The organism is Paenibacillus sp. B1-35, from assembly GCF_050474385.1.
GTDB lineage: Bacteria > Bacillota > Bacilli > Paenibacillales > Paenibacillaceae > Paenibacillus_B > Paenibacillus_B alvei.
Genome location: NZ_JBCHVJ010000002.1, coordinates 314,862 through 341,213 on the forward strand (window position 1 = coordinate 314,862; position 26,352 = coordinate 341,213).

Annotated in this window: 26 protein-coding genes and 1 other RNA gene; 26 read left to right on the forward strand and 1 reads right to left on the reverse strand. The window is 47.3% G+C overall.

What is annotated here, in order from left to right; genetic code table 11:
* Position 1 precedes the first annotated feature (1 nt).
* The 16 genes from ACQ5BJ_RS08875 to rnpB all read left to right on the forward strand — a co-directional run bounded on the left by ACQ5BJ_RS08875 (position 2) and on the right by rnpB (position 15,705).
* Positions 2-2,272 (forward strand): HD family phosphohydrolase, encoded by a 2,271-nt coding sequence (locus ACQ5BJ_RS08875; RefSeq protein ID WP_262867006.1) that lies wholly within the window; start codon positions 2-4, stop codon positions 2,270-2,272.
* A 66-nt stretch (positions 2,273-2,338) separates the two neighbouring features.
* Positions 2,339-2,839, forward strand: coding sequence for an rRNA maturation RNase YbeY (ybeY, locus tag ACQ5BJ_RS08880; protein WP_005547982.1), 501 nt, complete (start codon positions 2,339-2,341; stop codon positions 2,837-2,839).
* Entirely contained in the window at positions 2,839-3,213 is a 375-nt protein-coding gene (locus tag ACQ5BJ_RS08885) for a diacylglycerol kinase family protein (protein ID WP_430110043.1), read from the forward strand. Before ybeY ends, ACQ5BJ_RS08885 begins: the two co-directional genes overlap by 1 nt.
* 96 nt (positions 3,214-3,309) lie before the next feature.
* Positions 3,310-4,230, forward strand: coding sequence for a GTPase Era (gene era, locus ACQ5BJ_RS08890; protein WP_005547987.1), 921 nt, complete (start codon positions 3,310-3,312; stop codon positions 4,228-4,230).
* Between the two features lie 225 nt (positions 4,231-4,455).
* The gene (locus ACQ5BJ_RS08895; protein ID WP_163975853.1) at positions 4,456-4,596 is read left to right on the forward strand and encodes a YqzL family protein; all 141 of its coding nucleotides are present in this window, start codon (positions 4,456-4,458) and stop codon (positions 4,594-4,596) included.
* 36 nt (positions 4,597-4,632) lie between these two features.
* Positions 4,633-5,397, forward strand: coding sequence for a DNA repair protein RecO (gene recO, locus ACQ5BJ_RS08900; protein ID WP_268622531.1), 765 nt, complete (start codon positions 4,633-4,635; stop codon positions 5,395-5,397).
* Positions 5,398-5,706: 309 nt separating this feature from the next.
* Positions 5,707-6,594, forward strand: coding sequence for a glycine--tRNA ligase subunit alpha (glyQ, locus tag ACQ5BJ_RS08905; RefSeq protein WP_005547994.1), 888 nt, complete (start codon positions 5,707-5,709; stop codon positions 6,592-6,594).
* The gene (gene glyS / locus ACQ5BJ_RS08910; RefSeq protein WP_005547996.1) at positions 6,587-8,656 is read left to right on the forward strand and encodes a glycine--tRNA ligase subunit beta; all 2,070 of its coding nucleotides are present in this window, start codon (positions 6,587-6,589) and stop codon (positions 8,654-8,656) included. Before glyQ ends, glyS begins: the two co-directional genes overlap by 8 nt.
* 230 nt (positions 8,657-8,886) lie before the next feature.
* Positions 8,887-9,378, forward strand: coding sequence for a YaiI/YqxD family protein (locus ACQ5BJ_RS08915; RefSeq protein ID WP_005547998.1), 492 nt, complete (start codon positions 8,887-8,889; stop codon positions 9,376-9,378).
* 39 nt (positions 9,379-9,417) lie between these two features.
* A complete protein-coding gene (dnaG, locus tag ACQ5BJ_RS08920) occupies positions 9,418-11,265 on the forward strand; it encodes a DNA primase (protein ID WP_163975845.1) in 1,848 nt (615 codons plus the stop codon).
* Positions 11,266-11,300: 35 nt separating this feature from the next.
* Positions 11,301-12,431, forward strand: a complete 1,131-nt coding sequence (rpoD, locus tag ACQ5BJ_RS08925; protein ID WP_005548004.1) for an RNA polymerase sigma factor RpoD — start codon at positions 11,301-11,303, stop codon at positions 12,429-12,431.
* A gap of 56 nt (positions 12,432-12,487) precedes the next feature.
* A complete protein-coding gene (locus ACQ5BJ_RS08930; protein WP_430110036.1) occupies positions 12,488-12,961 on the forward strand; it encodes a hypothetical protein in 474 nt (157 codons plus the stop codon).
* Positions 12,962-12,982: 21 nt separating this feature from the next.
* Positions 12,983-13,441 carry a hypothetical protein gene (locus ACQ5BJ_RS08935; protein ID WP_157266883.1) on the forward strand — a complete coding sequence of 153 codons (459 nt, stop codon included), beginning with the start codon at positions 12,983-12,985 and terminating at the stop codon, positions 13,439-13,441.
* Positions 13,389-14,162, forward strand: coding sequence for a tRNA (adenine(22)-N(1))-methyltransferase (locus tag ACQ5BJ_RS08940; RefSeq protein WP_040736004.1), 774 nt, complete (start codon positions 13,389-13,391; stop codon positions 14,160-14,162). The genes ACQ5BJ_RS08935 and ACQ5BJ_RS08940 overlap by 53 nt, the downstream gene beginning before the upstream one ends.
* Positions 14,138-15,253 (forward strand): Nif3-like dinuclear metal center hexameric protein, encoded by a 1,116-nt coding sequence (locus ACQ5BJ_RS08945; RefSeq protein ID WP_005548009.1) that lies wholly within the window; start codon positions 14,138-14,140, stop codon positions 15,251-15,253. Before ACQ5BJ_RS08940 ends, ACQ5BJ_RS08945 begins: the two co-directional genes overlap by 25 nt.
* A gap of 54 nt (positions 15,254-15,307) precedes the next feature.
* An RNA gene (gene rnpB, locus ACQ5BJ_RS08950) (RNase P RNA component class A) lies at positions 15,308-15,705 on the forward strand.
* A gap of 217 nt (positions 15,706-15,922) precedes the next feature.
* On the opposite strand, the gene ACQ5BJ_RS08955 is transcribed toward rnpB, so the two are convergent.
* Entirely contained in the window at positions 15,923-17,878 is a 1,956-nt protein-coding gene (locus ACQ5BJ_RS08955) for a S8 family peptidase (RefSeq protein ID WP_268622537.1), read from the reverse strand.
* 260 nt (positions 17,879-18,138) lie between these two features.
* Here ACQ5BJ_RS08955 and ACQ5BJ_RS08960 point away from each other — a divergent pair, with 260 nt between their 5' ends.
* From ACQ5BJ_RS08960 to ACQ5BJ_RS09005, 10 genes are all read left to right on the forward strand, one after another.
* Entirely contained in the window at positions 18,139-18,639 is a 501-nt protein-coding gene (locus ACQ5BJ_RS08960) for a YpuI family protein (protein ID WP_005548015.1), read from the forward strand.
* A gap of 155 nt (positions 18,640-18,794) precedes the next feature.
* On the forward strand, positions 18,795-19,007 hold the full coding sequence (locus tag ACQ5BJ_RS08965; protein ID WP_005548016.1) for a DUF1540 domain-containing protein: 213 nt from the start codon (positions 18,795-18,797) through the stop codon (positions 19,005-19,007).
* Between the two features lie 30 nt (positions 19,008-19,037).
* Positions 19,038-19,406 (forward strand): hypothetical protein, encoded by a 369-nt coding sequence (locus ACQ5BJ_RS08970; RefSeq protein ID WP_268622538.1) that lies wholly within the window; start codon positions 19,038-19,040, stop codon positions 19,404-19,406.
* A gap of 239 nt (positions 19,407-19,645) precedes the next feature.
* Positions 19,646-20,812 (forward strand): cysteine desulfurase family protein, encoded by a 1,167-nt coding sequence (locus ACQ5BJ_RS08975; protein WP_268622539.1) that lies wholly within the window; start codon positions 19,646-19,648, stop codon positions 20,810-20,812.
* A gap of 46 nt (positions 20,813-20,858) precedes the next feature.
* Positions 20,859-22,172, forward strand: coding sequence for a tRNA uracil 4-sulfurtransferase ThiI (gene thiI / locus ACQ5BJ_RS08980; RefSeq protein WP_289354968.1), 1,314 nt, complete (start codon positions 20,859-20,861; stop codon positions 22,170-22,172).
* 93 nt (positions 22,173-22,265) lie between these two features.
* The gene (locus ACQ5BJ_RS08985; RefSeq protein ID WP_430110028.1) at positions 22,266-22,925 is read left to right on the forward strand and encodes a TerC family protein; all 660 of its coding nucleotides are present in this window, start codon (positions 22,266-22,268) and stop codon (positions 22,923-22,925) included.
* A 256-nt stretch (positions 22,926-23,181) separates the two neighbouring features.
* A complete protein-coding gene (locus ACQ5BJ_RS08990; protein WP_005548024.1) occupies positions 23,182-23,670 on the forward strand; it encodes a hypothetical protein in 489 nt (162 codons plus the stop codon).
* Between the two features lie 166 nt (positions 23,671-23,836).
* The gene (gene typA, locus ACQ5BJ_RS08995) at positions 23,837-25,684 is read left to right on the forward strand and encodes a translational GTPase TypA (RefSeq protein WP_262867009.1); all 1,848 of its coding nucleotides are present in this window, start codon (positions 23,837-23,839) and stop codon (positions 25,682-25,684) included.
* A 40-nt stretch (positions 25,685-25,724) separates the two neighbouring features.
* Positions 25,725-26,009: a YlaH-like family protein gene (locus tag ACQ5BJ_RS09000; RefSeq protein WP_005548028.1), complete on the forward strand. Its 285-nt coding sequence runs from the start codon at positions 25,725-25,727 to the stop codon at positions 26,007-26,009.
* 59 nt (positions 26,010-26,068) lie between these two features.
* Complete coding sequence (locus ACQ5BJ_RS09005) at positions 26,069-26,347, forward strand: hypothetical protein (RefSeq protein ID WP_005548030.1); 279 nt, start codon at positions 26,069-26,071, stop codon at positions 26,345-26,347.
* The last annotated feature ends 5 nt before the right edge of the window (positions 26,348-26,352 follow it).

A 26,352-nucleotide genomic window follows, 5' to 3' on the forward strand; every position in this document is an offset into this window, starting at 1 on the left:
TATGCTACAGACAAATCGTTCCGGCAACGGAAATAACAAACGTCAGGTCAATATGACGGGATGGAAGTATAGCGTAGGCGTACGTTTTCTTCTGTTTTTCTTATTAACATTATTATTTTATTTCAGCTTGGCACCGAGTATTTTGCCGGAGAAGCTGGATATTGAAGTCAATGCGAAGAGTGAAAAGGATATCATCGCACCGATTCAAATACCGGACAAGAAGGCAACGCTGAAAGCTCAGGAACAGGCCGCTGAACGTGTACAGCCTATTTACGAGATTATTTCGCTGAAAAATGAGCGATTAATTGACTCACTGTTCGAGAGAATCGATCAACTTAATGATGATGAGCTGATCTCTTACTCACAAAAGATTAGCCTGTATCGTACAGTCATCCCTGATGAGGTTAATAAGTATCTTCGAGAGTTCATGACGACAAGTCGAAATAAAGATACGTATTCGGAAACACTGCTTGACGAAGTGAAAAAACGTATTGACGAGCAGAAGTACGATATTCCCGAGGAGACGTATCTGAAGATTGCACGCTTGTCCAAAGAAGACGTAGCGCAAATGAAGCCGGTGGCCCGTGAGCTCGTGTCCAAGTTGATGGCAGATGCAGTTCCAGATGCCTCTGTGCCTCGAGCCAAGGTGCCGGAATACGTCAATGCGAGCTCGCTTGACAAGCGTTCCGCTCGCGAGGCAGTGCAGGAGCTCGTTCGCCTGTGCATTACGCCAAACAAGTTCTATAATGATGACGCAACGAAGGAAGCGAAGGTTCAGGCGCGGGAAAATACGCCGCCTATCTTCATTAAGCAGGGCGATATCTTTATTAAAAAAGGTCAGCTTATCTCCCAAGAGACTTATGATTTGCTGAAAGAGAACGATCTCTTGAAATCTGAGGTTAACTATTGGCCGCAGCTCGGCCTGCTGATTCTGTCGGTCATGCTCTCGCTTTTTTTGTTTATGTTCATGCGTCAAACGAGTCACACCCATTTCAAATTTAACAACACTCAGCTATTAATGCTTGTATTGATTTTTACCATCAATATTATTGCGATTCATATTATCGGCTACGCGCAGACGAAGGAAATTCCTTTTATAGGCTATGTGGCCCCTACGGCTATGGGGGTTATGCTGATTACCCTGCTTATTGATCTGCCGCTGGCATATCTATGTGCAATCGTATTGAGCTTGATAGCGGGTATTATATTGAACACAGATAAAAGTACGCTGTTTGATTTCCATTTTGGATTTTTCGCACTCGTTTCGTGCTACGCAGCCATATTCGCTATTCATCGCGCCAGCCAGCGTTCAACGATATTGAAGGCAGGCATCATGGTATGCATCTTCGGCAGTGTGACTGCTTTAATGCTGTCCATGTTGTACGGTGAACCGATGAATCAGGGCAATACGATGCTAGCGGCGGCGTTTGCCTTTGCAAGCGGTCTGCTGACCTCTGTGCTTGTGCTTGGGCTTATGCCATTCTTTGAAGTTACATTTGGCATATTGTCTGCACTGAAGCTAGTTGAACTGTCCAATCCAAACCATCCACTGCTGCGCAAGCTGTTGACGGAAACGCCCGGAACGTATCATCACAGTGTAATGGTTGGGAACTTGTCGGAACAGGCTGCTGAGGCGATTGGTGCGAACGGATTGCTGTGCCGTGTTGGGGCCTACTATCATGATATCGGCAAAACAAAGCGTCCAAGTTACTTTATTGAAAATCAAACAAATATGGACAATCCACATGATCAAATTGATCCTAAGCTTAGTACATCTATTATCGTTGCGCATGCACGCGACGGTGCCGAGATGCTGAAGGATTATAAGCTGCCGAAGCCGATACGCGATATTGCGGAGCAGCATCATGGTACAACCTTCTTGAAGTATTTCTACTTCAAAGCGAAGAAGCAAGCAGAAGAGCAAGGGATAGAACCTGATTTTACAGAAGACGATTTCCGTTATCCTGGGCCAAAAGCGCAGTCGAAGGAAGCGGCCGTCGTAGGTATCGCGGACTGTGTCGAGGCTGCTGTTCGCTCGTTACGCCACCCGACTGTTGAGCAGATTGAGTCCATGATTCATAAAATTGTGAAGGATCGTATGGATGACAATCAATTCAATGAATGTGATTTGACACTTCGAGAACTAGATATTGTTGCACAGTCGCTGAAAGAGACGGTGATGGGAATATTCCATTCCCGCATCGAATATCCAGACGATTCGAAGCTGAAAAATAAAGGAACGGACGCAAACGAGGAACCAGCAAAATCTTAATCTGCGATATATGATTAAAAAGGAACGGGCCTATCACCTATAAACTGTGAGTAAGGAGCAACGAACATGTCGAGTATGAAGCTGGAATGGAATGACGATCAAGACATATACCCGATCGATCCTTCATTGATCGAATTGCTGAAGCGCATTTTGCAGGAAGCTGCGGCGATGGAAGGCATTCAAGAGGGGGAAGTCGCGCTAACGTTCGTTGATAATGAGCAAATCCACGAGTTGAACCGTGAATATCGAGGAATCGATCGTCCAACGGATGTATTGTCCTTTGCCTTGAACGAATCCGTTGAAGAGGAATTGGATATTCTATACGAAATTGAAGATGAGCAAGAATTGGATGAGATGAATGATTTGCTTGGCGACATCATTATCTCTACAGAGCGCGCCAAGGAACAAGCGGAAGAGTATGGCCATTCCTTGGAGCGTGAGATTGGATTTTTATTTGTGCATGGATTTCTGCATTTACTTGGCTATGATCATCAGGATGAGCCAAGCGAACGAGTAATGATGGACAAGCAGGAAGCTGTTTTGGAGAAGGTAGGTCTGAGCCGCTAATGAAGCGTCCTTGGAGCGATACATTTCGCGTTGCAATCGCAGGGATCGTCTATGCGATACGTACACAGCGCAATATGCGGGTACACGTGGCCATGAGTGGAATTGCACTTATTTTAGGCGGTATCATGCAAATATCGACCTCGGACTGGCTGTGGCTGGGACTAGCAATTACCATCGTCATTTCAGCTGAACTAATGAATACCGCAGTAGAATCTGTCGTCGATCTCGTGATGCCGAAGCTGCATCCATTGGCGAAGGTAGCCAAAGATACCGCCGCAGGAGCCGTGCTCGTGACGGCGGTATTCGCCGTTATTGTCGGCTGCGTGATTTTCTACGAACCAGGGATAAAGCTGCTTTATAGGCTCCTGTACTAAAGTAATGAAATTAGACTTCATAAGCGGCGCTATTGTCGTTACTTGGACGGCGTGGCGCCGTTTATGCACATACAGAGACATTTTGGAGGAAAATACATGTTTTATAATCAAGATCAATCAAATCGAAATACGTATAAATCAGGCTTTGTTGCGATAGTTGGCCGCCCGAATGTAGGGAAGTCCACTTTGATGAATCATGTGATTGGGCAAAAAATTGCGATCATGTCGGATAAGCCGCAAACGACTCGCAATAAAATCCATGGCGTCTACACAACCGATCATTCCCAAATTGTGTTTTTAGACACACCAGGCATCCACAAAAGAAAATCGAAGCTCGGCGATTATATGAATAATGTGGCGCTGAATACCTTGAACGAGGTCGAAGCAGTGTTGTTCCTCGTTGACGTCTCGGCAGGGCTTGGAGGCGGCGATAAATATGTGATTGAACAATTGAAAAAAGTCCGTACTCCTGTCATACTCGTCATGAACAAAATTGATCAGGTGCATCCAGAAGCATTGCCACCGTTAATTGCAGAGTACAATGAACTGCATGAATTTGCGGAGATTGTGCCGATTTCGGCATTAAACGGCAGCAATGTGAACCGACTGCTTGATGTGCTTGGCGGTTACTTGCCTGAAGGGCCGCAGTATTATCCAGATGACCAAATTACAGACCACCCTGAGCAATTCGTTGTGGCCGAGTTGATCCGTGAGAAAATATTGCACCTGACACGTGAGGAGATTCCTCATTCTATTGCCGTAACCATCGAAGATATGCGAGTACAAGAGAATGGTGTCGTATATATTTCTGCAGTCATATTTGTAGAGCGTGATTCCCAGAAGGGAATCGTCATCGGCAAGCAAGGCGCATTGTTGAAGGAAATTGGAAAGCTGGCGAGACAAGATATCGAAAATTTACTTGGCTCTAAGACATTTATGGAGCTGTGGGTGAAAGTGAAGAAAGATTGGCGAAATCAGGATCGGATTTTACGGGATCTCGGGTTCCGACACGAGTAAGCAACCTATTTACGTTTCATACACTCCAATTTTTGCAATGGATATTCCCCTATAAGCAGTACAACCTAGAAGATGACGCATAGTCTTACTGGTCTGTATCCGACGTTCATGCTCGAAATGTTTGTTATAGGCACAGCATTTAATATCTGCCTCTGTTGGTGCTTGCGGGCACCATAGAAGCATGTCATTGATCAAGGTTCTCTTATACGAAAGGGGATTATAACAATGCGTGATTTTTCATGGAATGTTTTTGCGAAGACGGGGGATGTCGACGCTTACTTGCTATATAAGCAGGCAGGAATGACAGATGAGTTGGAGGAACTTACAGCTGATACGGCGCCAATCGCAGAGCAATCAGCAGATTAATAATGATTATGCAGTGTCATACATGGGAGGAAGAGAGTGTTATATCGGGTAGAGGGGATTGTCATCCGCAGCATGGATTATGGGGAAGGAAATAAGATCATTACACTTTGTACGAAATCACATGGCAAGGTGGGTGTTCTTGTTCGCGGCGCGAAGAAGGTTCGCAGCCGTCATGCTGCGGCAACTCAGCTGTTCACTTATGGAGAATATGTATTCTTTCGCGGTATGGGGCATATCGGAACGCTTAATTCTTGCGAAATAATAGAAGCGAACCATTTGCTGCGCGAACAGCTTCATCTGGCAGCCTACGCCTCCTATGCAGCCGAGCTGATGGATAAGGCACTGCATGATGAAGAGGCTGGAGGGCCGATGTTTGACCAATTCCATGCCTATTTGCGGGCAATTGCAGAAGGCAAGGATGTGCAGGTGACAACTCATTTGTTCGAAATGAAGCTATGGCAGCGAACGGGAGTTGCTCCTCAACTCCATGCATGTGTCGCTTGTGGTACAGGAGATAGGCTTGCTGCTTTCAGTTGGCGTCTCGGGGGCGCCCTATGTGAGAGTTGTAAGTCAAGAGAGCATGCGAATTATGTAGCTAATTTGCACATGCTTGCATTGCTTCAGCGCTTCGAAATGACAGACTTGCGTCGTCTTGGCAATATAACATTGAAGCCTGAAACGAAATTGCAGCTTCGCGCATGTATGCGAGGCTATATGGACACCCATGTCGGGGTGCGCTTGAAATCACTTCAGTTCCTTGAGCAGATGGAGAAATATGATTTGGCGCAGCTTGACGAGTAAAATCCAATTCGCTATAATAAATCAAGCTAATTGAATTAAGATTATACCTTGCGTTGAAGAAGAAAGTAGTTCGCAATGTTTGAACGCAGCGATTCAGGGATAGTGGAAGCCTGGACGGACAAACGAATGAAATGGCGCTTTGGAGCAGGGGCTCATGTGAAAGTGGATCGGAATCTATTCCGATCAAGTAGGGTGGAACCGCGGGAATTTAACTCTCGTCCCTACGTCTGGCATCAGACGTAGAGGCGGGAGTTTTTTGCATTCTCCCATACGTCAATGCCGTCAATATGAGGCAAAGGAGTGCTGACTGTGAATTTTCAACAAATGATTTTGACGCTGCAGCAATTTTGGGCCGAACAAAACTGCATCATCGTACAGCCGTATGATGTGGAGAAGGGCGCGGGAACTATGAACCCGATGACTTTCCTTCGTTCGATCGGACCAGAACCATGGAATGTAGCTTATGTAGAGCCATCTCGTCGTCCGGCTGACGGCCGTTACGGGGAGAACCCGAACCGTTTGTACCAGCATCACCAGTTCCAAGTGATTTTGAAGCCCTCTCCAGACAACATTCAAGAGTTGTATTTGGAAAGCTTGAACCGTCTTGGTATCGATCCGTCAATCCACGATATTCGCTTCGTAGAGGATAACTGGGAGTCGCCAACATTGGGTGCATGGGGCCTTGGATGGGAAGTCTGGCTTGATGGTATGGAAATTACGCAATTCACTTATTTCCAACAAGTGGGCGGCATCGACGCACATCCAGTAGCTGTCGAGATTACGTATGGCTTGGAGCGGCTTGCTTCCTATATTCAAGAAAAAGAAAATGTGTTCGACTTGGAGTGGGTAGAAGGAGTAGCTTATGGCGACGTATTCCATCAGCCTGAATTCGAGCATTCGAAATATACATTCGAAGTAAGCGATACGGCGATGCTATTTACGCTGTTCAATATGTACGAGAAAGAAGCAAATCGAGCGATGGATGCCCATTTGGTATTCCCAGCATATGATTATGTGCTGAAATGCTCCCATACATTCAACTTGCTGGATGCACGCGGCGCGATTAGTGTAACGGAGCGCACCGGGTACATTACCCGTGTTCGTAATCTTGCACGTCATGTGGCCGCAACATACTTGGAAGAACGTGAGAAGCTCGGCTTCCCGCTCTTGAAGAAAGGAGAGGAACAAGATGCCTAGACATTTGTTGTTGGAGCTCGGCTTGGAGGAAGTGCCTGCACGTTTCATTCGCAGCGCGATGGAACAGCTGAAGGATCGCACAGAACGCTGGCTGACAGAATCCCGAATCACATTCGGAACTGTGTCTGCATATGCAACGCCAAGACGTCTCGCTGTACTCATACAGGATGTAGCTGACAAGCAGACGGATGTACACGAGGAAGTAAAGGGGCCGGCGAAGAAAATTGCCCTTGACGCCAATGGTGAATGGACGAAGGCAGCTCTCGGATTCGCACGGAGTCAAGGTGTAGAGCCTGAAGCGTTCTTCTTTAAGGAATTGAACGGAGTCGAGTATATTTACGCAAATAAGAGCAGTCTCGGTACCAATACAGAGGATGTGCTTGTTGAAGGTTTGACTTCCATTATTCATGCGATGACCTTCCCGAAAAACATGCGTTGGGGTGCAAAGGAAATGCGCTTCGTACGCCCGATTCGCTGGATGGTTGCTCTGCATGGGGAAGAGATTATTCCGCTTGAAATTGCAGGCGTCAAAGCAGGCCGTACGTCGCGTGGACATCGTTTCCTCGGAGAAGAGACAGTTATTAACGAGCCGCTTCAATACGTGGAACGTCTTCGAGAGCAATCTGTCATCGTGGATGTGGCAGAGCGTGAGGCGAACATTACGGCTCAAATCGAGGAGCTCGCTAAAAGTAAAAATTGGAATATCGCAATCAAGGATGACTTGCTTGAAGAAGTTCTCTTCCTCGTTGAGTATCCAACTGTATTGTTCGGCGGATTTGACGAGGCATTTCTGAACATTCCTCAAGAAGTGCTGATTACATCCATGCGCGAGCATCAGCGCTACTTCCCGGTATTGGATACGGAGGGACAGCTTCTTCCCTATTTCGTAACGGTACGCAACGGTGATTCCAAGGGCTTGGATATCGTTGCAAAAGGGAACGAGAAAGTTCTTCGTGCGCGTCTCTCTGACGCCAAGTTCTTCTATGAAGAAGATCAAAAACTGAATATTATTGATTGCGTGCATAAGCTCGATTCGATCGTGTTCCACGAGGAGCTTGGCTCGATCGGTGATAAGGTTCGCCGCATACATGCTATTGCTGATGCATTGGCACTGGCTGTCCAGACAGATCGTGAGACAGCACTGTGGGTCAGCCGGGCTGCGGACATTTGCAAGTTCGACCTTGTTACGCAAATGGTATATGAGTTCCCAGAACTGCAAGGGGTTATGGGTGAAGATTACGCCCGAAAGGCAGGCGAACCGGAAGCAGTAGCGCAGGCGATTAATGAGCACTATAAGCCTAGATTCGCAGGCGACCCAGCTCCTGTTTCACTTGTTGGCTCTATTATAAGTATGGCTGACAAAATGGATACGTTGGCAGGCTGCTTCGGAATCGGCATTATTCCGACTGGCTCGCAGGATCCATATGGCTTGCGCAGACAGGCGACAGGTATTGTGCAAATTTTGTTAGAACGCAATCTGCCGCTGACACTGCATACCATCTTCAACATTACGCTTGATGTATATGCGCAAGCAGGATTGTTGAAACGCGAACGTGAGGAAGTTCGTAAAGAATTGTATGAGTTCTTCGGCTTGCGCGTCAAAAATGTACTGTCTGAGTCTGTTCGCTACGACGTGGTTGATGCAGTGATGGCATCTGGATATGACGATGTCAAACTGACAGTCGCTCGCGGGGAAGCTCTTATGCGCGCTGTACAGGCAGATGAATTCAAGCTGACAGTTGAATCCTTTAACCGGGTAAGCAATTTGGCTGCTAAGGCGGTCAGCAATGATATCCATCCTGAATTGTTCGAGCAGGATGCGGAGCGCAAGCTCTATGAGCGTTGGATGTACGTACATGAAGCTTATGCAGCTGCAAGCGGAAATCCGGCTGAGGCAATCGAAGTTTTGTCTCAACTGAAAGATGAAGTTCACTCGTTCTTCGAACAGGTCATGGTTATGGCTGAGAACGAAGCAGTACGGGCAAATCGTTTGGCGCTGCTTGCGAATATAGCAAATGACATTCAACGTTTTGCTGATTTCTCAAAGTTAGTTTGGGCTTAAGTAGAAGGTTGACTGTGATTGTAGGAAGACAGTAAAGGGTAGTAAAGGTGGAACATGAAGAAGGGATTCTTCGGATTCTCTTCGACATGTTCCTTCGTTATTTTCATCGATTCGACAAAAACTGAGTTAAAGTAGAGGAAATCCGGATTTCGAAGCAGGAATTTTAAACGTTACAGCGTATATAATATAAACGGTGAAACGATTAAAGTAAGTTCCGACGCTTTACGAAAATGGTGAGATTATTGTCTTCTAAACTTCGAATCGTAGTAGACGCCGATGCTTGTCCTGTAAAAAATGAAATAGTTGCCGCAGCTATCGAAATGGATGCCGGAGTTCTGTTTGTAGCTTCCTATGCTGCATTTGCTCCAGACTGGCAGCTTATGAATTATGATATTCGTACCGTTTTTGTGGATCAAGCGTTTCAAGCGGCGGACATTTATATTGCCAACACAGCGCGGTCAGGCGACGTAGTGGTAACAGGCGACTACGGTTTGGCCGCGCTCTGTTTGCCAAGAGGCGCTTATGTGCTTACGCCGCGAGGCAGCGAGCTGACAAGCGACAATGTAGATGAGTACCTGACAAGGCGACACATCTCGAGCAAAGCAAGAAGAGCAGGTTTACGGACGAAAGGCCCGCGAGCAATGAGTGAAGAGGATCGCGAAATTTTCCAACATAAACTGACAAAACTTTTGCTTCGTGAGCAGGAGAAAATGCGCCCATAGCGAATTAGTAATACGTGTTCAGATGAAGGTGATTGAGCGATGAACGGATATGGACTGATTCCTGATGAAGTTCGCGATGAAGTATTAAAGCGCAACGATATCGTCGATATAGTTGGACAATATGTCCATTTATCGAAGCACGGTAAATATTTGAAGGGGCTTTGTCCCTTTCATTCGGAGAAGACACCATCGTTCACGGTCACGCCGGAGAAGCAAATTTTCCATTGTTACGGTTGCGGAAAGAGCGGGACGGCTATTCAATTTGTAATGGGGCTGGAAGGATACTCGTATCCGGAAGCCATTACGCATCTCGCCGAGTTAGCGGGCATTCCTGTTACATGGGGAAGCGGCGACTCGTATGCTGAACGCAATCCACGGAATGAAGCGAAGGATCGGCTGATTGAAGCACATGAGCTGACTGCGAAAATGTATCATTATATATTAATGAACACAACGGAAGGTCAGGAAGCGCTTCGCTATTTGCGTGAACGCGGCTTTAACGACAAGCTTATCGAACAGTTTCAGATTGGATACGCACCGCCAAATTGGGATATGATCGTGAAGTTTCTTACGAAACGGCAGTTCGACCTTGCTCTGGTGGAGAAGGGCGGTATCGTATCGGCTAGAACGAATGGAGAAGGGTATGTCGATCGTTTCCGTAACCGGGTCATGTTCCCGATATGGGATCGCCGGGGACGCATAGTAGGATTTGCAGGAAGGGTGCTTGACGGAAGTCAGCCGAAGTATTTGAACTCGCCGGAAACGATGCTATTCAACAAATCCAAGCTGCTGTACAATGTGCATCAGGCAAGACCGCATATTAAGCGCACTGGTGAAATTGTTCTGTTTGAAGGTTTTGCAGATGTCATACAGGCTTGGGAAGCTCAAGTGATGAATGGCGTTGCTACCATGGGTACTGCGTTGACCTCCGATCATGTTCAATTGCTGAAGCAACTCGGAGACAGCGTTACGTTATGCTATGACGGCGATGATGCTGGACAAGCAGCTGCAATGAAATCCATAGCATTGTTAGAGGGAAGCGGCTTGCATGTAGCCGTTGCCATGCTGCCTGATCGAATGGATCCTGATGAATTCATCAAAGCGCATGGCGCAGAGCGGTTTAGGCATGCGATCATTGCATCGGCCGTTACTCCAACCAAATTCAAGCTTATATCTTTACGTCGAAATCATATACTGCTAGAAGATGATGGCAAACGACGATTCAAAGATGCTGCGCTGCGTGTTGTGGCGAAGGTTGAATCGCCTGTTGAACGGGAGATGCACTTGAAGGAGATTGCTTCACTGCTTGAATTATCAGGGGATTCTGCGATCGCTTCTTTGAAGCAAGAATGTGCGAATATCCGCCAAAAGCTGCAAAAAAAGAACGAAAACGGGGATAATCAAGACAATTGGTGGAATAATGTTAGGAATGATAAGCAAGTTATCTCCCCGCCCGTGTTGCGTCCAGCATACGTATATGCAGAACGCAGCTTGCTGGCGCTGATGTTCCAGGATGTCGAAGTTTCCAACTATGTGGAGCGGAATCTTGGCGAGCAATTCAATGTAGATGATCATGCGGCTCTTGCCGCTTATCTATATGCTTATTACGCGCAAGGCAAGGAGCCTGATTTCAGTTGTTATTTGGCAACTCTGCAGGATGACCGACTAGAGAAGACGGCTGCATCCATATCAATGGCCGAAGTGCCGCTGCGATATGACACCGCCCTATTAGACGATTATATTGGTCAAATCTTGAAAGTGCCTCGGCATCGTGAAATTGAGCGTAAAAAGGAAGAAATGGTGCAGGCGGAGCGTACAGGAGACATATTGCGTGCCGCGCAAATTGCACAAGAAATTATAGCCCTAGAGCAACAACTGAAGCGGTAGTAAGCAGAAGTTTCTAGGGAGGAGGGAGTCGGAAAATGGCGAATGATCAACATACTGGACTAGATGCCGAAGCAGCGTTAGAACATGTGAAGGATCAATTGATTGAGCTCGGTAAAAAGCGCGGTTCGCTTAGCTATAAAGATATTACTGAAAAGTTATCGACGTTCGATCAAGACCCGGAGCAGATGGATGAGTTCTACGAGCAGCTATCTGATTTGGGTATTGAAGTGGTAAATGAAACGGAAGATGGAATGGGCAATCGCAATAGTGGTGATCGGGAGAGTGGGGATCACGACGATTTCCATTTCGATGATGACTTATCGCTGCCACCGGGGATTAAAATTAATGACCCGGTTCGGATGTACTTAAAAGAGATCGGCCGTGTTCCGCTCTTGTCGGCAGAAGAAGAGATCGAACTTGCGAAGCGAATCGAGCAGGGGGACGAAGAAGCGAAGAAGCGCTTGACAGAAGCGAATTTGCGACTCGTGGTCAGCATTGCGAAGCGTTATGTAGGACGTGGGATGCTCTTCCTTGATTTGATTCAAGAAGGCAATATGGGTTTGATCAAGGCTGTTGAGAAATTCGATCACAGCAAAGGATACAAATTTAGTACGTATGCTACTTGGTGGATCCGTCAAGCGATTACGAGAGCGATTGCCGATCAGGCACGCACAATTCGTATACCGGTTCACATGGTAGAGACAATTAATAAATTGGTTCGTGTATCCCGTCAACTGCTTCAAGAGCTTGGGCGCGAACCAACGCCGGAAGAAATTGCGGCTGAGATGGAACTCAGTGTTGAGAAAGTACGCGAAATTATGAAGATTGCCCAGGAACCGGTATCGTTGGAAACGCCAATTGGGGAAGAAGACGATTCTCACTTGGGAGATTTCATTGAGGATCAAGAAGCACTGGCACCTGCTGATGCAGCAGCGTATGAGCTGTTGAAGGAGCAACTGGAGGATGTGCTTGACACATTGACAGAACGTGAAGAGAATGTGCTTCGTTTGCGCTTTGGTCTCGATGACGGCCGTACACGTACCTTGGAAGAGGTAGGTAAAGTATTCGGAGTCACACGCGAACGGATTCGCCAAATTGAAGCGAAAGCACTTCGTAAATTGCGTCATCCAAGCCGCAGCAAGCGACTGAAAGATTTTCTTGAATAGTGGCTAACGACGAGACCTTCTTGTGCGCGTATGCGTGGGGAAGGTCTTTTGTTGCCATGAAGGCATCAATTACGGGAGGCGTGACAAGCCGCATGGATCAGAAGCAGCGACAATGGATGTCACACGAGATTGCCCGCTGGCGGGAAAATCGACTATTGCCGGAACGTTATTGCGAGTTCCTTGCTCGATTGTACCAGCTGCCAGAAGCAACGATAGCACCCGAAAAATCCGGAAATACCGCTTCCGAAGTAGGCGTTTCAGCTTGGCTGAACAGCCTTTCTGCCGTAAAATGGATGGCGTTATTTTTCATTTCTGGCTTGTTCTGTACTGTTGGATTTTATTTTACCGCTTTTGACTTTCCAATGCAAATTGGGGCAGTAGCCGCTTTTATCGTTCTTGGTTATGGGCTTGCTGTTTACAAATCAAAGTATGCGGAAAAGAAAAGCAAACTTCAAGCAGCGATATGTGCATGCCTTGGCAATGCTGCCGGTATACTCGGCTCATTAGCAATACTCATCCTACATGAATAGATGCTATGGTGGAGCTTAGCATTGTGGTTGATCGGAGCCGGACTTTTGTGGCTGATCACAGGCTTGCTTCTGCGCCGAAGCGGGATACAGGGATTTGGCTGGCTTACGCTGGCGATTGCCTATGCGATAATCCTTGATTCCATTGGCGGCGAACTCACGCTGATTAATATGCAATGGTTGTGGCTGCCTGAGAGTTTATTATTCATATGGCTGGCTTGGGTACTGCATCATCGATCTCATTCAGCTTCAGCGGCTCTGCTTCTTGCCTCTGTTATCACTTGGCATATGCCAGAGGTGGCTTGGTTAGGCAGACATATTGCGCTCAAGCTAAATCCAGGCGATGAAGTCTTATTATTTATGCTAACGAAGCTTTTTATTATGTTCTACATGGGATATTACTTTAGAAAAAAGTGGGTGAAGTGGATACGTGAACATCAAACTGTCCAAACGATTACAATGGATCGCGGATTGGGTGCCTGAGGGCAGCAAGCTTGCAGATATTGGTTCTGACCATGCGCTGCTTCCATCGTATTTAGCAAAGGAAGGCAAGATTTCGTATGGGGTTGCTGGTGAAGTGAATCAAGGGCCTTATGAAGCGGCAAGACGTCAAGTGTTGGGGTCACGCTTGGAGCATATTGTTCAAGTTCGGCTAGGAGATGGCCTTGCCGTTTTGGAGCCTAACGAGGTAGACTGTATTTCCATTGCTGGAATGGGCGGCAGTCTTATTGTCAGTATTTTATCAGCGCAGCCTGATAAGTTGGAGGGGGTTAAGCGGCTCATCCTTCAACCGAATGTAGGAGAAGATACAGTTCGCCGTTGGCTTCGCAAGGAAGGCTGGAATCTGCTTAAGGAGCATATTTTAGAGGAAGACGGCAAGATTTATGAAGTGCTGCTCGCGGAGCGGCAGCCAGACGCAGAAGCAGTGGAGGCTTATAATGCTCGACTGTACGAAGCTCGTACTCTTTCGTGCGGGCTGCCGTTGACTGAGGAATGGCTGCTTCAATTCGGCCCGCTGTTGTCACAAGCTCCTACAGAAGTATTCTTTGAGAAGTGGAAGCGCGAAGTAGGAAAACGAGAGCGTGTGTTGCGTACAATGGAACAGGCTGAGAGTGAAGAGGCAATGCAGCGCCGTGAAGTTTTCATGCAGAATAAGGCGGAATTGGAGGCGATTATCGAATGTTTGCGAAAGGTTCAACGATAATTCAATGGATGGAGCAGCTTGCGCCTAAGTCATTGGCAGTCCCAGACGACCGGATTGGGCTTCAATTAGGGTCACTGAATAAGGAAGTGGCCAAGGTGCTCGTCGCTCTTGATGTGAACGAAGAGGTCGTCGAAGAGGCGATTGCCCAGGAGGCAAATCTTATTATCGCACACCATGCGATTATTTTCCGACCACTGAAGCATTTGCAGACAGATACTCCTGCAGGTCGACTGTATGAAAAACTGATTAAGCATGATATCGCGGTATATATCTCCCATACGAATTATGATGTTGCTGTAGGCGGAATGAACGATTTGATGGCAGAACGTCTTCAACTGACCAATGTGCGCGTGCTTGAAACATTACACCAGGAGCAGCTTCATAAGCTGGTTGTATTTGTGCCGCAGACACATGCCGAGGACGTGCGTGCAGCGGTATTGAATGCAGGTGCAGGACATATCGGCAATTACAGTCATTGCAGCTTCAACAGTGAAGGCTTCGGTACTTTCAAGCCAGGCGACAACACAAATCCGCATGTCGGACAAGCCGGCAAGTTGGAAACAGTGCCAGAGGTGCGCGTGGAAACAATAGTACCGAAGTCGATTCGCAGCCGTGTGCTTCAAGCGATGTTCAAGGCGCATCCTTATGAGGAAGTCGCGTATGATCTATATCCTGTAGATATTCAAGGGACGGAATACGGTCTGGGAAGAGTGGGCAAGCTTGCAGAGGGAGTAACGCTTCGTGAATTGTCCGAGCAAGTGAAGACCAGCTTCGAAGTATCCAATGTACGTGTGGTTGGCGAGCTGGATCGACCTGTGCGCAAGGTTGCCGTTCTAGGTGGTTCCGGGGCTAGATATATTCACCATGCACTGTTCCATGGGGCAGATGTACTTGTAACGGGAGATGTTGATTATCATACGGCTCACGATGCACTTGCAGCAGGACTTGCTATTATCGATCCAGGGCATAATGCAGAAAAGATGATGAAGCAGGACGTCGCAGCACGGTTGCAGAAGGCGGCATCAGATAAGGGTGCATCAACACAGTTCATAGCTTCTTCCTTAAATACCGAGCCATTTCAGTTTTTGTAAAAGTTGACGGTTGAGTTTCTTGTGTGAAACTAGTATACTAACGAATGTTGACGGAAAGTTTGACAGACAATCGCTGGTGACTTGGTCACGAGAGGAAAGTCCGGGCTCCATAGGGCAGGGTGCTGGATAATGTCCAGTCAGCGCGAGCTGAAGGATAGTGCCACAGAAATGGACCGCCGATGGCTGCTTCGGCAGCACAGGCAAGGGTGGAACCGTGGTGTAAGAGACCACGAGGAGCGTTGGTGACTTCGTTCCTGGTAAACCCCATCTGGAGCAAGACCTAATGAGATGCATGCCCGCAAGGGCAGCCTTAGCCCGAGGTGCGTCTGGGTTGGTCGCTTGAACCGTGCAGCAATGTACGGTCTAGATAGATGATTGTCACTTCGTAGTGGAAGGGTAGCTCCCGTAATACCACGATCAGTACAGAACCCGGCTTACGGCAAACTTTCCGGAGCTGCAACATTTTTTCTTGTTCGATAACTTGATCTGGATAGGATGAAGTTTCGAGTATCAAACTATAGCTTGCGTATTTATGTTAACGCACAGCTTCTATACAAGGATAAAGTAACCCCCGCAGGAATACCCTGCGGGGGTTTTTGATTGTCTCTTGTCGCCATGCATACAATTTTGTTGGCTTCAAGCATTGGCAGCCTGCATATCATCAATAGATTACCGCTGAGAAGCAGGCAGCATGGAGGATGGTGGAGAAGGATGCTGTACATATTGAGCAATTGTACGCTTGATCTCGCGAGCAATATTTTGCGGGAGCAGCGACAAAGATGTAGTACCTTGTTCTGCAAGGGTAAGTGCCTGAGCGACATCAATCTCGCCATAGCCATAATAGATATCTTTGCCAGGTGTTCCTAAATCAATGACGCTTTGCCGCATAATATCATACACTTCCGTATTTTTGAGCGAAGGGTTGACAGAGCGAATAAGTGCAGCAAGTGCAGATACATGTGGACAAGCCATTGAAGTACCAGACAATGCCGCATACTGATTGTTCGGATAAGTGCTCGCTATGGACTCCCCTGGTGCTACAACATCGACATAATTGCCGTAGTTGGAGAAGGAGGCACGCTTCTGATTTGCATCTGTCGCTGACACAGCAAATACTTCTGGATAAGCGGCAGGGTATCCAGGGCGTCGCGTATTATCATTGCCGGTAGCAGCAATAAGCACGACATCGCGGTCAAAGGCATATTTGACAGCATCATGCAAAAATGCGCCGTCGACATAGTTGCCCAAACTTAAATTGATAACCTTAGCCCCGTTATCGGTTGCCCAAATAATGCCCTCAGCAACGGAATAGGATGTACCCGATCCATTATTATCCAGCGCTTTGACCGGCAAGATCGGATTGTACCAAGTCATGCCGGCAATGCCCTCGCCATTATTGACCTGAGCGCCGATTATGCCAGCAACATGTGTGCCATGACCTACCTCATCTTTTGGAGGCTGATTTTTATCAAAGACGTTGTAGCCATTCAGCAGTTTGCCTTGTAAATCACGATGACCGGCATCAACGCCAGTATCGACAACTGCGACAATAACATCTTTTGCCCCCTTGCTCGTCATCCATCCCCGGTTCGTATGGATATTCGGCAAGTTCCATTGATAGGCCTTATACAGGGCGTCATTCGGCTCCTCGCCAGCATCCCCTTGTGTTGTGTCGTTTAAAGCTTTAGGTCGAGCCTGAGTAGAAGGCACTGCTGGAACGGGTACTGGTTTTTCGTTTGTCATATAAAGGAAATGCGGTTCGCTGTATATCGGGTTAAATTGCTTGAAATAGGAGCTTAACTGTTCCACGCTCATCTTGTGAGAACGGAAAACATACGTATATCCAAGCTTGCGCGGATGCGCGCAGCCCGTATCCCGCATCATTCGCTGTAGTTGAATGGGATCCGGGTCGGAACGAAAGCGTACGACGATCTCGTTTTCATAATAATGGCTTGTGCCGGCATTATCTTCTCCGTCTTTGACCTTAACGTCTGACATCGAATTTGAATCCACAGACTTTACGCGATATTTGGATTCTGGCGGGTAAGGGACAAGCCGAAGATTTTTTTGCTGATGCTTGCGCACTGTCTGAATGACATCTTGGTTCACAATCGCTACAATCCCGTGCTGTGACTGTGGAGAGGCGATGCCGATGACCATATGGCTTTTTCCTTTGACAAGCACTTCAGGAGAAGTATAGGATTGTTGCTTCATCACGTTCATTGTGGCGGTTCGAACATAGCTGGACAACTGCTTATTCGCTTCCCAACGCTCATCCTTTGGAAGGCTTCCCTTTTCCCAGGCAGTCGTACCTCCCTCTACCCACTTCATATACACAAAATGGGGATGGGATTTCATAAATTGCTGAACGGTTTCTTGTTTTTGAGCTGAAGTCCCATTTCTCCAATTAGCAAGGGCATCTTCCAGATCGCGTCTGGAATCAATGGCGAACATGCGGCTTGTGCGGGTAACATCCTGATGCAGAATTTGTTTTTTTATGCTCTCCTCGTGCGCGGCAGTTGTCATTCCTTTCGGCTCGGGATGACGATCAGGCGCCCACAATAATGGAATTACAAGTACGGCTGCACAAAGAGCAACTATTCCAACTACATATCGTCGCTGCATTCCAACTTTCCTCCTCTAAGCGTTCCTATCTCCGCGTCCTTCCTCGTGATATCGTGACCCAGCAAGCTGGAGATATCGTGACGTGAACAGACTTGGTTATAGGTTGAGAATCAGGGTACGAATTTATTCGGAGCGAGGCGGAAAATGATACCCATCATGATCGGATTGTGGTAGGATGGAGGGGAAATGAAAATGATTCCAAATCGGATGCAAGATATTTTGAAATGTCGAATGGACAAATGGGGTAAGGGGGAGCTTTCATGCCAGCATCCAATGTAAAGCATCTATGTGAGGTTTCTAAGGACAATTTGAAGGAAGCTATCGATAAGCTTGAAGCATTTTTAAATGAGTATTCGCTAACTGCGCTTGTTCAAGGGAATGAAGATGAGGAGACGGTTAGCTTCTATAAAGGATTCCTGACGGATATGAGACATTTGCTTGTATTTGCGGAGGAGAGCTATGAAAGACTAGGCGTTGCATTAAGAAGAGCAACCTTCGATACTGCATTTTCGGAGCGCTGCTTGTACGAAGTGTACCATCACTGCGTGAATGCCTTCTTTTACCCGAAGAATGAGTGCTATTCCGAGGATGGACGCTATGCGTACACTGGTCAGGATGCGATCCGCTTCCGGAAAAAGCCAGTTAGAGCAGCACGAGATATCGTCCTGTCCATCGTTAAGATCTTTGAAGAGCTTCGCGATGAGCTAACTTATTATGAAAGCGATTATTTAACCCAGCGCCGCATGCAAGGAACGAAGTAATTCCGCTGATCTCGCTTGTTGCATTTTATCCCAAATAAGAAAAAAGAGGACGTTCCGTAAATGCCACGGAGCGTCCTTTTTCGTTAGAACATGGCAGGAGTAGGGCCGGATATGACATCATCAACAGGGCATCCTGTTAAACGGAGGTGATGGAAATGAGTGAAAAGCCGGTAGTTCGCTGCAGTGTATCCAACTGTAAATTTTGGGGGGATTTCCGCTGTCAAGCTTCGGAGATTATGATTGACATTGATGCTCATGCCAATGTGAAGGCGAATTCAGAATTTGCTGACGAAACGTTCATTGAAGATCATAAGGATAAAGCAGCTAAGTCTTCTTCCACATGCTGCCAGACGTTCGAGCCGAAATGATCTCGTACAGGGAGCTAGGAGTGTGGTGTGATGTCAACTAACAAAGCGCGTCAATCACGCCGTTTGAAGCGGCATCGGGTTAGGAAACATGCCGTGAGCAATGCAGAAAAGCAGCAGCAACAGCAGCAAGATGTTGAGTTTGGGGAGGAAGCGGCTACCTTCTCGGATACCCTTCGCTTCGCGACCCAGCATTCTAAGATCGACCATTGGTCGGGAATTGGCATGCTGGCCGTAATCTTCTCCATTTGCGCCTTCTTTTTGTTTCCGATCCCTATGGGGGTTGGAGGTGCTGCTCTAGGCGTGCTAGCCTATTTGCAGGGAAGCCGTTCATCCGGAATATTTGCGGCAGTTGCTGGATTATTGGCTATCTTAGTCCAATTTATAGCGATGTCATCATAGTGTTATCATCAAGCTTGAACCGGTCATTCGTCCCGGATCAGGCTTTTTCTATATGAAGCACGAACCAAATCCTTGCTGGTCAGATGTGATCAAGGGAAAAGGGATGGTGCTTTTATGACGAAACGTGTAAAATAAGTAACATCTTATTTCGTAATTGAGATCAACAGCGGAAGGGAAGCGGGGTTGGTTGCGTCCTGTTCCAATTTTGATCTTTTTTGTTGTCACGAGGAGGGAATGTGATGAGCACAACTCAGTTGTATTTCGATCACTGTGCATCTACTCCTCCCCATCCGGATGTGATCCGGACGGTTGCGGAGGTTATGGAGCAAGTGTATGCCAACCCTTCATCCATTCATGGTGCTGGGGGACAGGCTGAACAGCTGTTGCGTCGTGCGCGAGAGGTTGTAGCACGTGCCTTGCAGGTAGAGCCCGAAGAGATTCTGTTCACTTCAGGAGCAACAGAAAGCAACAATCTCGCCATATTCGGGATTGCGAAGACTCACCAAGCTGCGGGCAAGCCTGTCCATATAATCGTATCTGAAATTGAGCATGCTTCGGTATATAAATGTGTTCAACAATTGGAACAGGAGGGGGTTGAGGTAACATATCTTCCTGTGGATACAAATGGCCGAGTCCGTCCTGAAGATGTCGAAGCAGCCATCCGGCCTCATACGGTATTGGTTAGCATTATGCACGTCAACAATGAAATGGGGGCAATTCAGCCTGTCGGTGAAATTGGGCAAATTCTTCGCCGCTATCCCAAGGTAACCTTTCATGTAGACGGGGTGCAGGGCTTAGGAAAGGTTCCGGTCCGACTTGCTGAATGGGGTGTAGACTTGTATAGTCTGTCTGGTCACAAAATTCAAGGGCCGCGGGGAGCTGGCGTGCTTGTTAAACGTAAGCATATTATGTTGCAGCCCCTTATGTATGGTGGCGCTCAAGAGGGAGAGCTTCGTCCGGGAACAGAAAATGTACCTGCTATTGTTGGTCTTGCCAAGGCGGTTAGGCTTGCGGTTGAGGGGCAAGCCGAGCGATATAATAAGCTGACGCGCCTGCGCCAATCTGTACTTGAGCATTTGTCTCAGTTGAAGCCGCTGGTTGTAAACAGTCCTGCTGACCCATACAGCGCGCCTCATATCATTAATATATCTTTCCCAGGTATGAAATCAGAAGTCGTGGTGCATGCACTCGAACAAAGAGGAATTATTGTATCTACCCAATCGGCATGCTCATCGAAGCTGCACAAACCGAGCCGTGTTCTTCTCGCGATGACGCATGACTCAAAGAGGGCCTCAAGCGGTATTCGCATCAGTCTTGATGCGAGCAATACAGAGATGGAAATTGATCGCTTGGTGAAAAGCTTTAAGGAAATGACGGAACAATTGCAGCCTCTTGTGCAGCGATAATAGATAAATGGATTACAAGCAAGCGAAAGGCAGGATCGAAACTATTATGGATTACGATATGATTCTTCTCCGCTACGGAGAAATCACAATTAAAGGCAAGAACCGCAGTAAATTCGAAAAGGCAGCCTACCAGCACGTGAATGCGGTGCTTAGTCCTTTTCCAAAGGCAAAAGTAATTAAAGAATATGGCAGATTATACGTAGAGCTGAATGGAGAGCCCTTGAATGAAGTTATTCAGGTTCTCAAGCACGTATTCGGAGTCGTATCTATTAGTCCGGTTAAGCGTACTCTTTCTGAGCTGGAGCCTATCATTGAAACGGCGGTTCAATTAATGCGGGAAATGGATCCGGCTGAGGGGACGACATTTAAGGTGTCTGCGAAGCGAGCATGGAAAGGGTTCCCGCACGGCAGCCAGGAAATGAATCACCTGGTAAGTGCTCCTGTGCTGCGAGAATTTGAACAGCTGAAGGTAGATGTGCGCAAGCCGGCCATTGACCTGCGCGTTGAAGTGAGAGAAGAGTGGACCTATGTATATAGTGAGGTCGTTCAAGGTGCTGGAGGATTCCCGCTTGCTTCGAATGGCCGCGGGGTTCTGCTTCTATCTGGAGGCATTGACAGCCCGGTTGCTGGTTATGAAGCTTTGCGCAAAGGTCTGCAACTGGATGCAATACATTTCCACAGCTATCCGTTCACGAGTGAGCGCGCACAGCGGAAGGTGCTTGATCTTGCGCAGGTGTTGGCCAATTATGCAGGACGGATGCGGGTGCACATGGTTCCATTTACAGATATCCAAACCCGGCTGCATCAGAGCGGACACGATAATCTGCTCATTACGCTAATGCGCCGTGCGATGCTGCGAATTGCCACACAAATTGCAGAGCAGCGCAATGCATTGGCGATTGTAACCGGGGATAGCTTGGGTCAAGTAGCAAGCCAGACGCTCGGAAGCATGAATGTCATTGGACGCGCAACTGATTTGCCATTGCTTCGCCCATTGGTTACGGTTGATAAAGATAAAATTATCCGCGAAGCGGAATATATCGGGACTTATGAGTTGTCCATTCTTCCCTATGAAGATTGCTGCACGCTATTCGTGCCGAAATCTCCGGCTACCAATCCGAATTTGAATATTGTTGAGCATGCGGAACGCTCTATTCCAGAGCTGGATGATCTGATTAAAGCCGCTGTAGAAGGCACAGAAGCGATCTTGCTGAAGGCAGGGGGAACCCCGGACGATGCAATCGTATTGTCAGGCAAGGACAAAGACAAGGCAGTAAGCTCGAATGAGCCTGCTTCGGTTGTGAAGAAGGCAAATGAATCTGGTGAGCAGGCAGCACCTGCTACAGGCGATTGGTTCTAATCGTTGATTTGAATTGTCCAGCACCAGGCTTTCAATTAACGGAATAGCTTGGCCTCCTCTGTCATAGACCTAACTACAGAGGAGGGACGGGCTGTGGAATCGTTCTGGTTGTTAGCCGAGATTATGTTGATTAACTTGGTGCTGAGTGGAGACAATGCGGTTGTCATTGCGATGACAAGCAGACGCTTGCCTAAGCATGAACAGCAGCAAGCCATATGGTGGGGCGCAGCAGGAGCGGTCATTCTTCGGGTATTGCTGACAGTGGCGGCATTATGGTTAATGAATATTCCGTTATTGAAGGCAGCAGGGGGAGTCATGCTCTTCGTCATTGCTGTCCAGCTTCTTGCTGAGCAAGAGCATATAGATCCAAGGCAGAGCGAAGCACATTCCTTATGGGCTGCAGTGCGAATTATTCTGTTAGCTGATGTAGTCATGAGTCTCGATAATGTGCTTGCAATTGCAGCGGTAGCTAAGGGCAATATGGCATTTGTCGCAATCGGCATTGCACTGAGCATCCCGATTATTGTATGGGGCAGCGGTTTCATTAGTTCGTGGCTTCAGAAATTGCCTCTGCTTTTGTATGCGGGCGCTGGCATTCTTGGATATACAGCAGGTGAAATGATCGCCTCGGATGAACGCTTGGCGCTATGGCTGCCTGCAATGTGGAATAAGCTTCATTTTGGGTTGCCATGGATTGTGCTTGCACTTGTGATGGTGCTCGGATTTGCATTTCGACGTCAAATCCGTTATTAATTTCAGTCTTTTCCATGTATCGTAGGATTAGATACGACACCTGCCGATGAATCTTATGCCGGCAGGTTTTTTCTATAATTAGTCAAGAAGATGGAAGTCTCAGGAGTCTTTGGTAAGGGAATTTATCGCTATTGTGTTTTTTTCAAGGAGCAGGTAGTAATTTTACGAACTTTCATATACACTAGAAAAAGTAAAAAACGACGCGAATTGCGTCATATCGTGTCCGAATCAGAAATCTGGACATGGAGGTTGACCTATGCCTAGAAACCAACAAGTGATTGGCATTGCTATATTGGCCGCAGGCTTATTCATTTTGCTGGGGAAAATGGGAGTGTTTGCTTTCATCGGCGGTACGATGTGGCCGCTCCTCATGTTCCTTGTCGGTATTGCCTTTTATGTGTTTGCACGAATGGCAATCCTGCCGCCTGTAATGATGGTTCCAGCAGGTATGCTGACAACTTACGGCATCCTGTTCATGCTGAGCTCCTGGATCCATTGGAGACTGTTCGGGTATTTGTGGCCGATGCTGCTGATTGGCATCGGTGTGGGGCTGTACGGCTACTATAAATACGATCCCTATCATCCGAGAGGAGCATGGCAAGGCGCACTGCTGTTCAGTGGAGTTGGTGCAGCCATGTTAATCCTGATGCTCGTATTCGCAATCGGTACGTATATGATCGCCGTTGCACTTATACTTGTCGGAGCAGGACTCGCTTTTGGCGGAATACGGAATCGATTCCGTTAATTGCAGCACAACAGGCGAACATGTAAGCGTAAAGTTCTGAGCAAGCGCAAATGCTTAGAATGACCTATCGTAGGAATAAATGCCGCCCTTTATGGCGGCTTTATTCGTGGTTAGCTTGATTTGGATTTTTGGTATTATTCCACACCCAGAAAGGAAAGATTTAACGATGCAAGACAGAAGCTTACTTCGCAATATCGCAATTATCGCACACGTTGACCACGGGAAAACAACTTTGGTTGACAAACTGCTTCAACAATCCGGTACATTCCGTGAGCATGAAGTTGTTCAAGAACGCGCAATGGACTCCAATGACTTGGAGCGTGAACGCGGAATTACGATCCTGGCTAAAAATACAGCCATTACGTACAAAGATAATTTGATTAACATTGTAGATACACCAGGCCACGCTGACTTCGGCGGTGAGGTAGAACGCATCATGAAAATGGTTGACGGCGTATTGCTCGTCGTGGATGCTTTTGAAGGCTGCATGCCGCAAACGAAGTTCGTGCTTCGCAAAGCGCTTGAGAGTCAATTGACGCCAATTGTTGTTGTAAACAAAATCGACCGTCCGAATGCTCGTCCGGAAGAAGTTATCGACGAAGTGCTTGAGCTGTTCATTGAGTTGGATGCGAACGACGATCAATTGGATTTCCCAGTTGTATATGCTTCAGCATTGAACGGTACTTCGAGCTTGGAATCCGATCCTGCGAAGCAGGAAGAGAACATGCAGGCGTTGTATGAGACGATCATCTCTCACATCCCTGCACCAACTGAAAATCCAGAAGAGCCATTGCAATTCCTCGTTACTTTGCTCGATTACAACGAGTACATGGGACGTATTGCGATTGGCCGTGTGAACCGTGGTACGATCCGTCAAGGTCAATCTGTAGCGGTTATTAACCGTGAAGGGAAGACGAAGCAGGCTCGCATCGAGAAACTATTCGGTTTCCAAGGCTTGAAGCGTGTTGAGCAAGAAGAAGCTGGAGCGGGCGATATCATTGCCATTGCCGGCATTAAAGATATTAACATTGGTGAGACGATTGCAGATCCGGCGAATCCAGAAGCACTTCCGGTTCTTCATATTGACGAGCCTACTCTGCAAATGACATTCCTCGTGAACAACAGCCCATTTGCAGGACGTGAAGGTAAATGGGTTACATCACGTAAGCTGCGCGAGCGCTTGATGAAGGAGCTGGAGACAGACGTCAGTCTTCGTGTTGAAGAAACAGACAGCCCGGATGCATTTATCGTATCGGGTCGTGGTGAATTGCACCTTAGTATCCTGATCGAGAACATGCGTCGGGAAGGATACGAGCTGCAAGTATCGAAGCCTGAGGTTATCATCAAAGTCATAGACGGCAAGAAAATGGAGCCGATTGAGCGTCTCTTGATCGACATTCCAGAAGAAGCTACAGGTCCGGTAATGGAAAGCTTGGGAACGAGAAAAGCAGAAATGGTCAACATGATTAACCATGGCAATGGCCAAGTGCGTTTGGAGTTCTTAATCCCTGCCCGTGGACTTATCGGATACAGCACGTACTTCTTGACTCTTACACGCGGATACGGCATCATGAACCACGCGTTTGACAGCTATGGCCCATATGTTGGCGGCCAAGTTGGCGGACGCCACCAAGGCGTTCTCGTATCGACAGAAACAGGATCCTCTACACTGTACGGCATTATGTCCGTTGAAGATCGCGGTACGTTGTTCGTAAACCCAGGTACGGAAATTTACGAAGGTATGATCGTCGGTGAGCATAACCGCGACAACGATATCGTCGTAAATATTTGTAAAGAGAAGGCGTTGACGAACGTTCGCTCCGCAACGAAGGACGATACTGTCAAGATGAAAACGCCGGTTCTATTCTCTTTGGAACAAGCTTTAGAGTATTTGAATGATGATGAGTATTGCGAAATTACACCGTCTTCAGTACGGCTGCGCAAAAAAATACTGAACAAAAGCGAACGTGAACGCGCAGAAAAGACGCGCAAAGTATCCGAATCCCATGTATAATGGGATTTGGACAACTTTGGCAAAGGAGTGAGCGTTTACGATGCAGGAATGGTTGGCTACCCATCCCTTTGTAAGTTATGCGCTTATTTATCTGTTAATCGTGTATGTGTTCAATAAAGTATTTCGTGTTCAAAAGCTTCCGATCTTGAAGGAGGTTCTTATCTATTTGCTGATGGGACTGGGTGCATTCATTCTTCTCATTTTCCAAATAGACAAGCTGCCTATCATTCAATGCTTGTTTGTTGCGGTTGCATTGATGTTCATGGTGCGAATTCGCTACTTTATGGAAGCTCGCCGCAAAAAGGCGACAGATTCAAAGAATTAATGTATTGTGCGTCATCGTAAGACCATCACCGACACGCAAAGGGGAGAGAAGGCCGGATGATGAAGCTGCAAGTTGCATTATTCAATTGGCTGCAAATTCACATTGTGTCTGAGCAGCGCCCGGATGATGGGGCAGCGAAGGAGACGGTACAATTTTTTGAAACAATCTTGAAGGAAGATCATCAGTTGACTTCCTTCAAGGCTTGCTTGGATGGATCGGATGAGCGATATGTCATTACGTATTGGCGGGAAGAAGAAATGAGTACGGAATTATTCGACCGCGAAGAAGCAGAACGATTGTGGCAGGACATCGAAGCGAATCCGAAATATAATGAGTAAGTGAG

Bases quoted from the DNA above. Each gene is read 5' to 3' on its own strand.
- ACQ5BJ_RS08875 (WP_262867006.1), top strand. From the start codon at position 2: ATGCTACAGACAAATCGTTCCGGCAACGGAAATAACAAACGTCAGGTC.
- ybeY (WP_005547982.1), top strand. From the start codon at position 2,339: ATGTCGAGTATGAAGCTGGAATGGAATGACGATCAAGACATATACCCG.
- ACQ5BJ_RS08885 (WP_430110043.1), top strand. From the start codon at position 2,839: ATGAAGCGTCCTTGGAGCGATACATTTCGCGTTGCAATCGCAGGGATC.
- era (WP_005547987.1), top strand. From the start codon at position 3,310: ATGTTTTATAATCAAGATCAATCAAATCGAAATACGTATAAATCAGGC.
- ACQ5BJ_RS08895 (WP_163975853.1), top strand. From the start codon at position 4,456: ATGCGTGATTTTTCATGGAATGTTTTTGCGAAGACGGGGGATGTCGAC.
- glyS (WP_005547996.1), top strand. From the start codon at position 6,587: ATGCCTAGACATTTGTTGTTGGAGCTCGGCTTGGAGGAAGTGCCTGCA.
- ACQ5BJ_RS08915 (WP_005547998.1), top strand. From the start codon at position 8,887: ATGGTGAGATTATTGTCTTCTAAACTTCGAATCGTAGTAGACGCCGAT.
- dnaG (WP_163975845.1), top strand. From the start codon at position 9,418: ATGAACGGATATGGACTGATTCCTGATGAAGTTCGCGATGAAGTATTA.
- rpoD (WP_005548004.1), top strand. From the start codon at position 11,301: ATGGCGAATGATCAACATACTGGACTAGATGCCGAAGCAGCGTTAGAA.
- ACQ5BJ_RS08930 (WP_430110036.1), top strand. From the start codon at position 12,488: ATGAAGGCATCAATTACGGGAGGCGTGACAAGCCGCATGGATCAGAAG.
- ACQ5BJ_RS08945 (WP_005548009.1), top strand. From the start codon at position 14,138: ATGTTTGCGAAAGGTTCAACGATAATTCAATGGATGGAGCAGCTTGCG.
- ACQ5BJ_RS08955 (WP_268622537.1), bottom strand. From the start codon at position 17,878: ATGCAGCGACGATATGTAGTTGGAATAGTTGCTCTTTGTGCAGCCGTA.
- ACQ5BJ_RS08960 (WP_005548015.1), top strand. From the start codon at position 18,139: ATGCCAGCATCCAATGTAAAGCATCTATGTGAGGTTTCTAAGGACAAT.
- ACQ5BJ_RS08965 (WP_005548016.1), top strand. From the start codon at position 18,795: ATGAGTGAAAAGCCGGTAGTTCGCTGCAGTGTATCCAACTGTAAATTT.
- ACQ5BJ_RS08970 (WP_268622538.1), top strand. From the start codon at position 19,038: ATGTCAACTAACAAAGCGCGTCAATCACGCCGTTTGAAGCGGCATCGG.
- ACQ5BJ_RS08975 (WP_268622539.1), top strand. From the start codon at position 19,646: ATGAGCACAACTCAGTTGTATTTCGATCACTGTGCATCTACTCCTCCC.
- thiI (WP_289354968.1), top strand. From the start codon at position 20,859: ATGGATTACGATATGATTCTTCTCCGCTACGGAGAAATCACAATTAAA.
- ACQ5BJ_RS08990 (WP_005548024.1), top strand. From the start codon at position 23,182: ATGCCTAGAAACCAACAAGTGATTGGCATTGCTATATTGGCCGCAGGC.
- typA (WP_262867009.1), top strand. From the start codon at position 23,837: ATGCAAGACAGAAGCTTACTTCGCAATATCGCAATTATCGCACACGTT.
- ACQ5BJ_RS09000 (WP_005548028.1), top strand. From the start codon at position 25,725: ATGCAGGAATGGTTGGCTACCCATCCCTTTGTAAGTTATGCGCTTATT.
- ACQ5BJ_RS09005 (WP_005548030.1), top strand. From the start codon at position 26,069: ATGAAGCTGCAAGTTGCATTATTCAATTGGCTGCAAATTCACATTGTG.